The sequence below is a fragment of the Leclercia sp. UBA1284 genome, assembly GCF_002308415.1.
GTDB lineage: Bacteria > Pseudomonadota > Gammaproteobacteria > Enterobacterales > Enterobacteriaceae > Enterobacter > Enterobacter pneumoniae.
The window spans coordinates 111,865-125,454 of sequence record NZ_DBUS01000005.1; the positions used below are offsets into that span (position 1 = coordinate 111,865).

A 13,590-nucleotide genomic window follows, 5' to 3' on the forward strand; every position below is an offset into this window, starting at 1 on the left:
CCTATGGGAGAGGGTTAGGGTGAGGGGAGGAAAACCGCATCAGAGCTGAATCACCACCTCACTCCCCTCCGGTTTCACCACCACACCCCACTCGCTCCCCGCATGAGACGCCCCTTGCACGCCTCCAACCTGCTGCACATTGCGCAGGCACAGCGTCCAGCTGCGGGCATCGCCCTCGCCTTTCACCCTCACTGTGCCGCCGCTGCGCGTCGCCGTTAGCGTAAATACGACAGTGCCGTCTGCCGCAGGCACTTCGCTCACCGCCGTTGCGCCATCGCTCAGGTTAAACAACTGGAAAGCCGTCCCCTCGTTCCAGGCGTAGTCCGGCTTCTGGTTGTTGTTGCCCAGCGCCAGTAGGGTATTGTCGCGCACATAGACCGGCAGGCTCTGGAAGTCGTGCTGCTGCTTATGCCAGCGGCTACCCTGAAGTTCATCGTTATGCCACAGGTGCGTCCAGCGCCCTTCCGGCAGATAAAACTGCACGTCACCCGCCTCGGAGAAGACCGGTGCAACCATCACCGCCTCCCCCAGCATGTACTGACGGTCAAGATAATCACACGCCGGATCGTCCGGGAACTCCAGCATCATCGCGCGCAGCATCGGCGTGCCAAACTCGCGCGCCAGCGCCGCCTGACGATACAGGTACGGCATCATCTGGCATTTCAGCTGAGTAAAGTGGCGCACCACGTCGCAGGACTCGTCATCGTACGCCCACGGCACACGATAGGATTTGCTGCCGTGCAGGCGGCTGTGGCTGGAGAACAGACCGAAGGCACACCAGCGTTTATAGACGTGCGCCGGAGCGGTGTTTTCGAACCCGCCGATATCGTGGCTCCAGAAACCAAACCCGGACAGGCCAATCGACAGCCCGCCGCGCAGGCTTTCCGCCATGGATTCGTAATTGGCATAGCAGTCGCCGCCCCAGTGCACCGGGAACTGTTGCGCACCGACGGACGCCGAGCGGGCGAACAGTACCGCTTCCTCTTCACCCACCGTCTCTTTCAGCACGTTCCACACCAGTTCGTTGTAGATGTAGGCGTAGTGGTTGTGCATCTTCTGCGGGTCCGAGCCATCAAACCATTGCACGTCCGTCGGAATTCGCTCGCCAAAGTCTGTCTTGAAGCAATCCACGCCGATATCCACCAGCCCCTTAAGCTTGTCGGCATACCACCGGCAGGCTTCCGGGTTGGTAAAGTCGTAAATCGCCAGCCCCGGCTGCCATTTGTCCCACTGCCACAGGGAGCCGTCCGGGCGTTTCAGCAGATAGCCTTTCTCTTTCAGCTCCTTAAATACCGGCGACTTCTGGCCGATATAGGGGTTAATCCAGACGCAGACCTTCAGCCCTTTCTCCTTCAGGCGGCGGATCATCCCCTCCGGGTCGGGGAAGGTCACCGGGTCCCACTCAAAATCGCACCACTGGAAGGCTTTCATCCAGAAGCAGTCAAAGTGGAAAACATGCAGCGGCAGATCGCGCTCGGCCATGCCGTCGATAAAGCTGTTTACCGTCGCTTCGTCGTAGTTGGTAGTGAATGAGGTAGTCAGCCACAGGCCGAACGACCATGCCGGCGGCAGCGCCGGACGCCCGGTGAACTGCGTATAGCGGTTCAGCACCTCTTTCGGCGTCGGGCCGTCGATCACGAAATACTCCAGATATTCGCCTTCAACGCTGAACTGCACCTTAGAAACTTTCTCGGACCCGATCTCAAAGGAGACGTTTTCCGGATGGTTCACCAGCACGCCGTAGCCGCGATTGGTGAGGTAAAACGGAATGTTTTTATACGATTGCTCGGTGCTGGTACCGCCGTCGCGGTTCCAGGTTTCCACCGTCTGACCGTTGCGCACCAGGGCGGTGAAGCGCTCGCCCAGGCCGTAGACCGTTTCGCCCACGCCCAGGTCCAGACGCTCGAACATGTAGTTGTGATCGGTGTTACTGTCCTGCACGTAGCCGTTATTTTTCAGCTGGCTGCCGGTAATGCGCTGCCCGTTGCGCAGGAAATCCAGCGCCCAGAACTCGCCTTTGGTGACGCGCACGCTAACGCTGCCGCTTTTCAGCTCGGCAAAATCCGCGTTGTTTTCAATCTCGACCTTCACGTCGTTGAGAACGTTAAGGGGATAGTGCGGGCCGTTATCCAGCGCACCCTGGAAATGCTCGATACGCACCCCGACAATCCCCTCCTGCGGGGCAAACAGACGAACCGTGAACATCAATGTGTCGAGCTGCCAGGTGCGCTCGCGCACGTCACGCGGCGCCACGTAGACCACCAGGTCGTTGCCCTGCTGCTCCACATCAAACACCTGAACCGGATACGTCACGTTCAGACCCGGTTGAATAAGCCAGTTTCCGTCACTGATTTTCATACTCTCGTCCTCTTAGTTCCGTAATTCTTTGCTGACCGGCAGGGCTTCAAACTCTTGCTGATTGCGGCGCGCGCCTTGTGCCAGCTCGCCCATGATTTTGGTCAGGAAGGGGGTTTTCAGCGTGTAATAGCGTTTGGCGATGATGGCGCTCAGCACGTAGCAGGCCGCCGGCACCAGGGTAAACAGGCCGATGATGATGCTGATGGTCGCGCTATTCTGGGTTTTGGCCGCCGCGTCGTAACCGCCGCCTGCCAGCATCCAGCCGATGAGTGCCCCGCCCAGCGCCAGGCCCAGTTTCAGTACGAACAGCGTGCCCGCAAAGCTGATGCCGGTCAGGCGTTTGCCGTTAGTCCATTCGCCGTAGTCGACGGTATCGGACATCATCACCCACTGGATTGGCGTTACCAGCTGGTGCAGCACACCAATGACGAAGATAAAAGCGAACATCAGGACGGTGGCCTGCATCGGCACGAAGAACATCGCCACGCTCACCACTGCCAGCGCGGCGTTGGTCCACCAGAAAATACTGACTTTGCATTTCCAGTCAGTGAGCGGTTTCGCCAGCGCGGAGCCAATAAGGTTGCCGACGCAGTAGGTGGTGAGGAAGGCGACGAATACCTCCGGCGACCCCATAATCCAGGTGCAGTAGTACATCATCGCGCCGCCGCGCACGCAGACGGCAAGAATGTTGAGGATGGTGAGCACACCCACGACGCGCCACTGGTCGTTTTGCCAGATGTCACGCAGATCTTCGCGCATGGAGGTGGTGCTCGGCGGCACCTGAATGCGCTCTTTGGTGGTAAAGAAACAGAACGCCAGCATCAGGAAGGCCACCACCGACAGCACGGCGATCCCGCCCTGGAAGCCGAACGCTTTATCGTCGCCGCCAATCAGGTTCACCAGCGGCATCATCAGTACCGTGGAGAGCATGCCGCCCGCCGTCGCCAGCACGAAGCGCCAGGATTGCAGGGAGATACGCTGCGTCGGGTCGTTGGTGATCACCCCGCCCAGCGCGCAGTACTGAATGTTGACCACCGTATAGAGCAGGGTCAGCAGGGTGTAGGTGACGGCGGCGTAGATCATTTTGCCGTTGAGGCTGAGATCCGGCGTGGTGTAGGCCAGCACGCAGACCAGGCCAAACGGAATGGCCCCGAACAGGATCCACGGCCGGAACTTGCCCCAGCGGCTGCGGGTGCGGTCAGCAATCAACCCCATGCAGGGGTCCGAAATCGCATCCAGCGCGCGTGCCAGCAGGAACATGGTGCCGACAAACCCGGCGGGAATGCCGAAGATATCGGTATAAAAAAACATCATGTAAAGCATGACGTTATCAAAAATAATGTGGCTGGCGGCGTCACCCATGCCGTAACCAATTTTCTCTTTTACAGACAGTACTTCGCTCATCTTTTTTTATCCTTCACGCTGTAGGGGGCGCTGAGACCGGTTATAGAGGTTGTAAACCATTGCCGATGAAGCGGGTATTCTGTTTTCTGGTTAGCAGATTACGATTCTTCTTTTTTGTGATCGCGGTAAAATTCGATGAGCACAAAATGCTAAGCTGAGGAATTCGTTGAGATTTACCTGAAATGGATCAATGCAGGCCCTGTCAGGGGTGAAAATAAGTGTGTCAGGGTATGTGGTTAATGTCTGAAAGTAGCTATAATGCGCCCCGCCTCCATGTAGCAATCGAGGCGCGGAAGATCGTCATCTCCGGTGAGGTGGCTGGACTTCAAATCCAGTTGGGGGCGCCAGCGTTCCCGGGCAGGTTCGACTCCTGTGATCTTCCGCCAAAATTCCGCCGCTGCCATCCGAAAACGTCTAAAAGTCCTTTGTTTTCAATATACACTGTAAATCACTCATCCGTAACCGTCCGACAAGTTCCCTGAATCCATGAAAAATATGTATAGTGATGTGTATAGATTTTTTATACACATTTTTGACTTATACACATGGCACTTACAGACATACAAATCAAACGAGCAAAGCCTCAAGACAAACCCTACACAATGAACGATGGACAAGGCTGTTATTACTCATCAATCCAGACGGCTCAAAAGGCTGGCGTTTCCGCTTTCGTTTTGCAGGTAAAGCGCGGCTAATGTCATTTGGCAGCTACGATCTTGTGAGCCTCGCAGAAGCACGTGAGAAACGCGATAGAGCTCGTAAACAAGTTGCTAATGGCACTGATCCGGTTGAAGAACGTAAAGCCCAGAAACTGGCACAACAGCTCTCCACTGAAAACTCCTTTGAAGCCATTTGTCGAGAATGGCATGCAAACAAGGCTGATCGATGGACAGTGGCATACCGTGACGAAATCATTAAGACTTTCGAGCAAGATGTTTTCCTTTCATTGGCAAACGTCCTATCGGTGAGATCAAACCTTTGGAGTTACCTGAGGTATTACGGCGGATAGAGAAGCGTGGAGCGCTGGAGAAAACCAGAAAAGTGCGGCAAAGATGCGGAGAGGTGTATCGATATGCGATCATAACTGGCCGCGCTGAATATAACCCAGCGCCTGATTTAGCTATCGCACTGGCCGTTCCCAAGCAAAAAAACCATCCTTTTCTTTCTGCCGAAGAATTACCTCATTTTGTTCGGGATCTCGAAGCCTATACCGGCAGCATTATCACAAAGAATGCGACAAAGATTGTGATGCTTACCGGTGTCAGAACGCAGGAAATGCGTTTTGCTACCTGGGGCGAAGTGGATTTAGATAAAGGTGTCTGGGTAATACCAGCAGAACGGATGAAGATGCGCAGACCTCATCTTGTGCCGCTCTCTACTCAGGTGATTGAGTTGTTCAGGCAACTCAATCCTATAACGGGGCATTACCCTTATATTTTTATTGGCAGAAACAACCGCAGTAAACCAATATCTAAAGAAAGCGTGTCTCAGGTGATTGAATTACTGGGTTATAAAGGACGTGCAACAGGTCACGGATTTAGGCATACCATGTCGACAATTTTGCATGAACAGGGATTTTATAGTGCCTGGATTGAGATGCAGTTAGCTCATGTGGATAAAAACAGTATTCGAGGTACTTATAACCATGCTCAATATATTGAAAAACGTAGAGATATGATGCAATGGTATTCTAATACCATAATCAATGGACTTAAAAAATGACAATAATTTTAAATCAAGCGGGGTTTTATGGATAAATACTTTAGAATACAACCTAAGTGGGGCCTAGTGGAGGCTTTTGAACAAACAAATAAATACTATCGCCCAGGGAGTCTAGTAACAGGTGCCGCACGTAACGTCCAAATTGAGAATTGGGGTATTTTAATCGGTAGAACAAGGGCGTTAGCAGAAATTAAATACGCCATTAATTCATTCGGTTCAAAAAATAAATTATGTAAGCATATACAAATATCCACAACGTATTTTAATAAACTTGAAGATTTCTACAAAGAATTACCAGATGATAAAAAACCCGGAAAAATATATCAAGGAATGACTATATCATGGTATTTCCTTTTAAGAAAAATTGGTGGCGGTGGTAATGCTGTGGTTTGGGAGGCAAGAGACTCCAAAGGGAAAACACATGCCTTAAAAATACTAAAAAGACCTAATACAACATCGATCAATCGTTTCAACGACGAAATACAAATTTTAAAAAAAATTGAAAGCTTAAATGATGAAAAAATAAATGTAATCAAAATTATAGATAGTTACAACCCAGACGAGAAGGACATTCCACCATGGTATGCAATGCCCATAGCATTCTCACTAGAGAATTACATTAAAAAGCATTCTTCCTCACCATTGAGCATATTAAAAGGATTACTCCAAATATGCATAACTATTGAGTCAATGCACAAAAATGGAATATTTCATAGAGATATCAAGCCGGATAACATTGTTATTTATAAAAACAAATGGTGTCTATGTGATTTCGGGATTGCTACTTTCCCAAGCAAGCAAAAAATCACAAAGGAAGGAGAGAGACTAGGCTCTTTATATTTTCACGCACCAGAAATGCTAATGACTCCAGAACAATATTCGGGGGAGAGTGCAGACATATATAGCTTTGCTAAAACGCTATGGGTACTTTTGAGCGGGTCCAAATTTCCGATTGAAGGCGAATTGCGTATAGACCGTCCTGAAGCTCTACTATCAACTTATTGTAAAATGGAAAATATAAATTATCTGGATTCTGCTATTTCTGAATGTACACGGTTTAACCCAAGCGAAAGGCCAACAATTGAATCTGTAAGGAGCTATATTGAAAAGGTATTAGAAAAGTAAATATTTAGAATACAGCGTGCAGTGATCCAAACCTGCCCGCGTCATGGGGTTGCTTTCATGCAGGTACGTAGATGGGCTCATGTCGTTACAAGACCGCGCGAGATGATCGAGGGCAAAACAGGAAATGTCTGCTTTAAAATCTATATCACTTGGCAGTGAAAGTGACCGATTTCCGCCGCCTTGAGGCAGCGTATTATTACCCTTCATCTGACCATTCGCTATATCCTCAAACAGCATCACACCTGCCACAGACACGCACTCAAAACCTGCGCAGCGCAGCGACACACGCAGGCAGCCAATTTAAATAAACACTTTACTGCTGGCGCGCAATGCTCTCCCCGCCACGCCTGCCCGCTTGATGTGTCGCTTTTAATGCAGGTGCATCAGTTGGCTCAGGCCGCGGCAGGTCTGGCACGGGAGAGAGTTTTGAGGGGTTAAAAACGCATGTAAAACCATGCACCTGATGCGTGCATGGCTGTTTCTGGAAAAATGGCGGAATTTTCAGGTATTTTTTTCCGGGCTACCGGGCGTTCAGTTTGGCGCGTTTAATCACGTAATTCTGGTTTTTCGCAGGGGTGTATTTTTCACGGCTGTCAGCCCGCGAAGCCGCGTCAGGCCTGAATCCGACTGCCGTTAATAATTCACTGTCCTTTGCTGAATAATTAATTTTTTCGCCTCTGGCCAGCCAGACCACGAGGGCTTCACGCAGGTATTCAACGGAATGCTGCATGACGCATTGTTTTACGGCGCTGTGCTGCCCGTTATAGCCCATCAATTCAGGTGCCAGCGCGGCGGCCAGTTCGGCACCGTGCGACATCATAAAATCATCCAGCCGGTTACGGATGCTGATGCGCTGCATATCCTCATGTGAGCGGATATAGCGCCCGGCGCTCCGGTTCACCTCCCATTTCTTCACATCAATAATGTCGCGTAGCATTGGCAGTGACCGTGCACCGCTGTCATTCCCGGTCGCAAATATGTCCTGCTATACCCGCTCAGCTTCCGCCAGTTCATTTTTACGGGTAAGCCGGGTGTTTTTATTTTTCTGGCAGGTATTAAAGGCCTGCGCCAGTGTTATCTCATTCATCCTGTTTTCCTCAGTGGCGCACGGACGAGCGAGCGCGGTCTGCAATCCGGGGTGCGGCTGCGGGTGTTACCTGAGCCGGTGCCTCCTCCTCTTTCTCCGCTGGCGGGCTTATCACCTTGTCGAGGGATTCCAGCGTACGAAAGAAAGCCAAGCAGAAGACATTTACGCACTGGTGATAGGTCTGCTTGACCGTATCTGACAGATAGCGACTGGTGCGCACGTGGGCGGCATTCTGACAGAACGGGCAACGCATCTTGACAGCAGCCCCCGCGCTTTCAGGTCTGCCTCTCGATCGCGCATCTCCTGGTGGAATTTGTAGCGGGCTGCCGGGGTGGATGCTCTGGTCGTATCCATGTGCGGGAGTGTCTCAGCCGACAGGCCGGTGCGGTAAAGAACGGGTTCATGATTCAGACGGATGTGACACGCCTGAGCGGCATTTTTCAGCCATGCGGCCAACTCGTTCATAATTGCTTTTTCCGGCTCCTCATAACCAACCGCCGCTGCAGCCTCATTCTCAAGTGCACCACTGCGTGCCATCAGTTTCAGCTTCATCGCGCGTACAAACGCCCCGCAACTCTCACGAAGGGCCCTGTCGAGCTCATGTGACGAATATTCTCTTAGAACGCGCTCATGCGCCTGACGGTAAGCTCTGGCTGAGTCGCCGCAGGCTCCGTCCAGCTTGTCACGTTCAAAGGCGAGCCCCCCTGCCAGTGCGTCACACTCCTGCGCCAGATCGCGGGAGGCAACGCGCATCAGATGGCGGTTTCTGAGTTCATCAGTCAACACCGAACCGGCGGCACGAAAGGCACTGCGCCATTCGCTTATGTCACTGCCGCTCTCCTGCTCCAGCCCTGCTTTCTGTTCAGCGGTACGGGCTATGGCGGTGGTGGTTTCATCCAGCTTACGGGCATTTTTCGGTATGGGTGGCTTTCGCCTTATCGAGACGGCTGAATGCGGGTTTCAACTAATCAGGGACGCAAGTGTCGGTCATGGTCATGCTCCTCAGTGATATCAAGATGAGGAGATTCTGCCGCGCCCCGCACAACAACTCGACTCATTCCGGTTGTGGCTGCTCTGGCACATACTGCACCCAAAAAACCGGCTTGCCAGTGAAAGGTCGCAGGAAACCCCTACTCACTGATTGTTTTTTTACTGATAACTATTGACCACTGTTCACCTCAAGAAAAAAGATAATTAATACAGTTAATTAAAGGGTTAACAGTTGAGGAACTGACTGTTCACAAATGTTCACCCTTCAATTTTTAAAGCTAATCAGTCCATTAGACCTTTCGGCCATTAAAAAATGGAAATATATAAATAAAAGTAATCAGCGATGTGCATTTTGTTATCAATAATTGTCAACGATTGCCATTGCCTTTATATGCTAAAAGTCAATGTTAGTTTTCATGAAAATCTTACATGACCTGAGGAAAAATTTAACCATAATAAGGAGCTACCTGAAGCCGGACAGACACGACCGGCACTGTATGGACTTTATAAGGTAGCCCGATGCACACCGCTTTTTTTTCCCCGTCCTCTGCCCCTGCCGACCCATTGTTGCCGGTTTCTGAAACCGTTCTGGACCGCTTCATTCGCCTGCCTGAAGTGATCCACCTGTGCGGCCTTTCACGCTCCACAATTTATGATCTTATCAGTCGGGAGGCTTTCCCTAAGCAAATCTCGCTTGGGGGTAAAATGTAGCGTGGGCGCAGTCTGAAATCACCGGCATTGGCTCGACCGCGCAGCCGGGGGAAACGCTCAAAAACGCGATATTATTCTTGCCGCGCTGTTTATGATGCTGGCAAATCGATTCGACTGGCAGCTCTTTCTCTAAGTGACCGGTCCCGGCGGGAGCGGAAAAAGTATTCTGGCCGAGATTGCGACCATGCTCGCCGGGAAGGATAATACTACCTCAGCTACTATCGAAACGCTGGAATCATCGAGAGAACGTGCGGCTGTAATTGGTTACTCGTTGATTATTCTCCCCGATCAGGAGAAGTGGAGGGGGGATGGTGCCGGTATAAAAGCCATCACAGGTGGCGATGCTGTCTCGGTCGATCCGAAATACCGCGATGCGTACTCCACTCATATTCCGGCAGTGATTCTGGCCGTGAACAACAATCCGATGCGCTTCACCGATCGCAGCGGCGGCGTGTCACGACGGATGGTGATTATGCATTTCCCGGAGCACATCGCCCCGTAGGAACGCGATCCACAGTTGAAAGATAAAATTGCCAGTGAGCTGGCCGTCATTGTGCGCTAGCTTATGCAGCAGTTTAGTAACCCTATGACGACGAGGACGCTACTTCAGTCTTAGCAGAACTCTGAGGAGGCGATCAACATCAAACGTGACGCCGACCCAGCCTTTGATTTTTGTGGCTATCTCGAAGCACTGGAACAGCCAAACGGGATGTTTATGGGTAACGCTAATATCGTCCCACGACAGCCCCGCAATTACCTTTACCACGCCTATCTGGTCTACATGGAAGCCAACGGTTATAAGAATGTCCTCAGCCTGAAAATGTTCGGGCTGGGGCTACCACTGATGCTCAAAGAGTACAGGGTGCATTACTAGAAACGACATGCCCGGCAGGGGACGCAAACTAACATTAAGCTGACGGATGAGAGCAATTCCGACTGGCTACCCAAATGTGATGACACACTCGTAATTTTACCTGATAAACCGGCGCAAGCAGGTTTTTTTATAAATTTACTATTAAATGAACGCCTTAATGAACATTCAACTTTTCACTGATCGTTCTTCATTCACCATTTATCACATTGATTTTATTGAAAAATAAATCATAGTGAACAGAGTGAGCAGTCAAAACAAAGTTTATCTTGGTCTTAAATTAAAATTTCTCCTCGGGACTATTGGGAATTTTAAAGATAGAATGAAAAACATACAATTTTATCTGTAGGTAAAAGTCAGAGACCACGCTCAAATTATTGCGGAAAATACAATAAAAATTGTTTGACTTAACTCTTCCTAAGCATGATTTGTTGTGCTAAATTTTTTTTACGGCTCTGCCTTAAATCTGCGAGGTTGTTTCGCCTCGAATTATCTAATGTAAGCAAGATCACGCATCCGCCACTCTGGATGACCGCTTGTCGCACTCTCTGGATTACCTCCAGTTGCGCAAGGTGATTGGGCAGAGCCGTAACTTTTGTTCAAATTGCGAGGGAGCGTAATGTCGTTACACATAAAAATACTATTAAATAATCTAACTTCGACAAATAACGCTGATTTACTACCAAATTTACCGCAAGTAGAGCCACAACCAAATCTTTCGCCCAGCAAAACAGAGTGGGATAATAAAAAATTATCAAATCGTTCTTTGATTACTAATGATGAGAGAAATAAAATCCTCTCGGGCATTGAGAATAGTAAGATAATAATTAGCTCTCCGACTGATGTTGCAAACTTATTAGAAGTTCCAACAGGGCAGTTACTATATATTTTATATGAGAGAAAAAATAATTATCGAAGTTTTATTTTAAAAAAGAAAAATGGTAATAATAGAATCATAAATTCACCCTATTCAGGATTGGCTATATTACAACAAAGATTAAAATTAATACTTGATTATTTTTACAGGCCAAAAAAATCCGCGCATGGATTCATAAAAGATAAAAGTATTATTTCTAATGCCGAAAAACATATAAAAAAGAGATATGTTGTCAATCTTGATCTTGAAGATTACTTCGGAACAATTACTTTCCCACGAATTTATGGCATTTTTAAAAGTAGACCTTTTAACTTTTCCCATCCAGCTGCTACAGTATTAGCTCAACTCTGTACACATGAAGGTAAATTGCCTCAAGGTGCGTGTACTTCTCCAGTGCTCGCGAACTTGGTATCAGCATCTTTAGATAAACAGCTGACACATTTAGCCAAAAGAAAGAATATTACTTATACACGATATGCAGATGATATTACATTTTCATTCAAACAAAATGGTATCAATGAAGTTATAAAATTAAGTGAAGATGAAAAGTATGAGATAGGTGATCAACTAATAAGTATTATAGAAAAAAATGGTTTTAAAATAAACCAAGATAAGTTTAGAGTTCAAAAGAGGAATAATAAGCAAGTTGTTACAGGTCTGACAGTCAATGATAAAGTGAATATTAATAAAAAATATATTAAATTGACTCGTTCAATGATACATAAATGGTCACAGGACAAAACAACAGCAGCGTTAATGTATACAGCTACACATGGAATAAAGACTAGAGATAATAATCATGCGATTAGTATATTCCGAAATCATATTTATGGTAGATTAAGTTTTATCCGCATGATTAGGGGGAAAAATTTCTCTACATATCTGAAATTAATGTCAAGAATGAGTCACAGCGATCCTAAAAAGACCAACGAAGGAAGAAGAGCAATGAGTGAAACTGAAACATATGATATCTTTATCTGTCATGCAAGTGAAGACAAAGATTTAATAGCCATTCCTTTATATAAGGCATTATGCGACAGAAATATCCCAACATTTATCGATCATGTTGAAATTGCTTGGGGTGATTCATTAATCGATAAAATTAATAATGCCTTAGCTAAAGCTAAATATGTTGTCGCAATACTCTCTGAAAACTCTGTCGAAAAAGAGTGGCCAAAAAAAGAGTTAAATAGCGTTTTAGCAAGAGAGATAAGTAATGGAAAAGTTAAATTACTTACACTAGTGAAAAAGGAAGATGAAGAGGCAATCGCAGACAAAATCCCGCTTACGCATGATAAAAGATATATGGTTTATGATGACAATGCAGATTTTATAGCAGATGAAGTGCGTAAGATGCTTGATAATTAGGCAAGCAATAACCAACAATCTTAAATGTATAGAAATGTGTACACACACAGTGGCAATAAAAGTGCATTTCTATACATATCAATCAGTTAGTAGCGATTCCGAACTCCTGTAATCTCCGCCAAAATGCTTAATAAACACTTGTTTATGAAGATAATTTTTAGTGTTCCGCCTCTTTACTACTTTCCCTGATTAAAAGTACCTCTGCCTTTCCGATCGTTTCCTCATTCAGCCAAAGCTAAAGCTCGCCAAATGATAAATTCTTGAAGCGTGCTCGCACGGTCATAAAGACGCAATCTGCTTCCATTGCGCTCTTTGCCATACTCGCTTCACCAGAAAAAATGGCTGCCAACGGCATTCATTACAATTATAAACTACAGCTTATATTGCCTGGTATATAAGCTACAGCTTATCATGGACGAAAGCATGTGGACGATTCTGTTGGGAGCGCATTTCGAACAATGGCTGAATGCGCAAGATGAAGGGCTACAGGAAAAAGTCCTGGCTGCTTTGCTTAACTTGCAAGTTTACGGGCCGCGTCTTCCCCGGCCCTATGCCGACACGGTTAAGGGATCACAGCATAAAAATATGAAGGAGCTGCGAATTCAGTATGCTGGCCGTCCGGTGCGCGCGCTTTTTGCTTTCGATCCACTACGCCGGGCCATCGTGCTGTGCGCAGGGGATAAAAGTAATGACAAAAGATTCTATGACAACCTTATTCGCATTGCAGATGAAGCCTTTTCTCTTCACATGACTGTCCTGGAGACGTTAAATGAAAACCCTAAATGAAGCGATTGCATCTCGTTCGCCTGAAAGCCAACAGCGTATTCAACAGACGGCTGATGAAATGATCCTCGAAACCGGTTTGCAACTGGTGAGGGAGGAACTCAATTTGTCACAGAAGCAGCTTGCTGAATTAATGGGTATCAGTCAGCCTGCCATTACGCAACTGGAGCAACGAGGTAACGAACTCAAAATCGCAACGCTCAAACGCTATATCGAAGCGATGGGTGGAAAACTGAGTATCGACGTTGAACTACCGACCGGAAAACGTATTGCCTTTCATATTTGAGAAGAACG

At 48.0% G+C, this 13,590-nt stretch carries 7 protein-coding genes, 1 tRNA gene and 5 pseudogenes; 8 read left to right on the forward strand and 5 right to left on the reverse strand.

The genetic code is table 11. The features are described from left to right. Positions 1–39: 39 nt before the first annotated feature. Both yicI and B3511_RS02570 read right to left on the reverse strand, forming a co-directional pair. Positions 40–2,358, reverse strand: a complete 2,319-nt coding sequence (gene yicI, locus B3511_RS02565) for an alpha-xylosidase (protein ID WP_286775646.1) — start codon at positions 2,356–2,358, stop codon at positions 40–42. Between the two features lie 12 nt (positions 2,359–2,370). Then, on the reverse strand, positions 2,371–3,762 hold the full coding sequence (locus tag B3511_RS02570) for a glycoside-pentoside-hexuronide family transporter (RefSeq protein ID WP_286775647.1): 1,392 nt from the start codon (positions 3,760–3,762) through the stop codon (positions 2,371–2,373). Positions 3,763–4,053: 291 nt separating this feature from the next. On the opposite strand from B3511_RS02570, the gene B3511_RS02575 reads away from it, so the two are divergent. The 3 genes and pseudogenes from B3511_RS02575 (at position 4,054) to B3511_RS02585 (ending at position 6,609) form a co-directional block, all read left to right on the forward strand. After that, positions 4,054–4,148: transfer RNA gene (locus B3511_RS02575), tRNA-Sec, on the forward strand. A gap of 159 nt (positions 4,149–4,307) precedes the next feature. After that, positions 4,308–5,484, forward strand: a pseudogene (locus tag B3511_RS02580) (tyrosine-type recombinase/integrase). Positions 5,485–5,511: 27 nt separating this feature from the next. Further along, the gene (locus B3511_RS02585; RefSeq protein WP_286775648.1) at positions 5,512–6,609 is read left to right on the forward strand and encodes a serine/threonine-protein kinase; all 1,098 of its coding nucleotides are present in this window, start codon (positions 5,512–5,514) and stop codon (positions 6,607–6,609) included. Positions 6,610–7,129: 520 nt separating this feature from the next. On the opposite strand, the pseudogene B3511_RS02590 reads toward B3511_RS02585, so the two are convergent. From B3511_RS02590 to B3511_RS02600, 3 genes and pseudogenes are all read right to left on the reverse strand, one after another. Beyond that, a pseudogene (locus tag B3511_RS02590) lies at positions 7,130–7,696 on the reverse strand (phage polarity suppression protein). A gap of 10 nt (positions 7,697–7,706) precedes the next feature. After that, positions 7,707–7,949 (reverse strand): ogr/Delta-like zinc finger family protein, encoded by a 243-nt coding sequence (locus B3511_RS02595; RefSeq protein WP_286775649.1) that lies wholly within the window; start codon positions 7,947–7,949, stop codon positions 7,707–7,709. Between the two features lie 2 nt (positions 7,950–7,951). Further along, positions 7,952–8,660 (reverse strand): annotated as a pseudogene (locus B3511_RS02600) (glycoprotein 3); the annotation flags it as partial. Positions 8,661–9,205: 545 nt separating this feature from the next. Between B3511_RS02600 and B3511_RS02605 the strand changes: the two are divergent. The 5 genes and pseudogenes from B3511_RS02605 to B3511_RS02625 all read left to right on the forward strand — a co-directional run bounded on the left by B3511_RS02605 (position 9,206) and on the right by B3511_RS02625 (position 13,582). After that, positions 9,206–9,492, forward strand: a pseudogene (locus B3511_RS02605) (AlpA family transcriptional regulator). Then, positions 9,426–10,355, forward strand: a pseudogene (locus B3511_RS02610) (DNA primase family protein); the annotation flags it as partial. The pseudogenes B3511_RS02605 and B3511_RS02610, both read left to right, overlap by 67 nt. A 532-nt stretch (positions 10,356–10,887) precedes the next feature. Continuing rightward, on the forward strand, positions 10,888–12,513 hold the full coding sequence (locus tag B3511_RS02615; RefSeq protein ID WP_286775651.1) for a TIR domain-containing anti-phage reverse transcriptase: 1,626 nt from the start codon (positions 10,888–10,890) through the stop codon (positions 12,511–12,513). A 423-nt stretch (positions 12,514–12,936) separates the two neighbouring features. Then, a complete protein-coding gene (locus tag B3511_RS02620; protein ID WP_286775652.1) occupies positions 12,937–13,299 on the forward strand; it encodes a type II toxin-antitoxin system RelE/ParE family toxin in 363 nt (120 codons plus the stop codon). After that, positions 13,283–13,582 carry a helix-turn-helix domain-containing protein gene (locus B3511_RS02625; protein ID WP_040077811.1) on the forward strand — a complete coding sequence of 100 codons (300 nt, stop codon included), beginning with the start codon at positions 13,283–13,285 and terminating at the stop codon, positions 13,580–13,582. The genes B3511_RS02620 and B3511_RS02625 overlap by 17 nt, the downstream gene beginning before the upstream one ends. Positions 13,583–13,590: the final 8 nt, after the last annotated feature.

Bases quoted from the DNA above. Each gene is read 5' to 3' on its own strand.
- yicI (WP_286775646.1), bottom strand. From the start codon at position 2,358: ATGAAAATCAGTGACGGAAACTGGCTTATTCAACCGGGTCTGAACGTG.
- B3511_RS02570 (WP_286775647.1), bottom strand. From the start codon at position 3,762: ATGAGCGAAGTACTGTCTGTAAAAGAGAAAATTGGTTACGGCATGGGT.
- B3511_RS02585 (WP_286775648.1), top strand. From the start codon at position 5,512: ATGGATAAATACTTTAGAATACAACCTAAGTGGGGCCTAGTGGAGGCT.
- B3511_RS02595 (WP_286775649.1), bottom strand. From the start codon at position 7,949: ATGCGTTGCCCGTTCTGTCAGAATGCCGCCCACGTGCGCACCAGTCGC.
- B3511_RS02615 (WP_286775651.1), top strand. From the start codon at position 10,888: ATGTCGTTACACATAAAAATACTATTAAATAATCTAACTTCGACAAAT.
- B3511_RS02620 (WP_286775652.1), top strand. From the start codon at position 12,937: ATGTGGACGATTCTGTTGGGAGCGCATTTCGAACAATGGCTGAATGCG.
- B3511_RS02625 (WP_040077811.1), top strand. From the start codon at position 13,283: ATGAAAACCCTAAATGAAGCGATTGCATCTCGTTCGCCTGAAAGCCAA.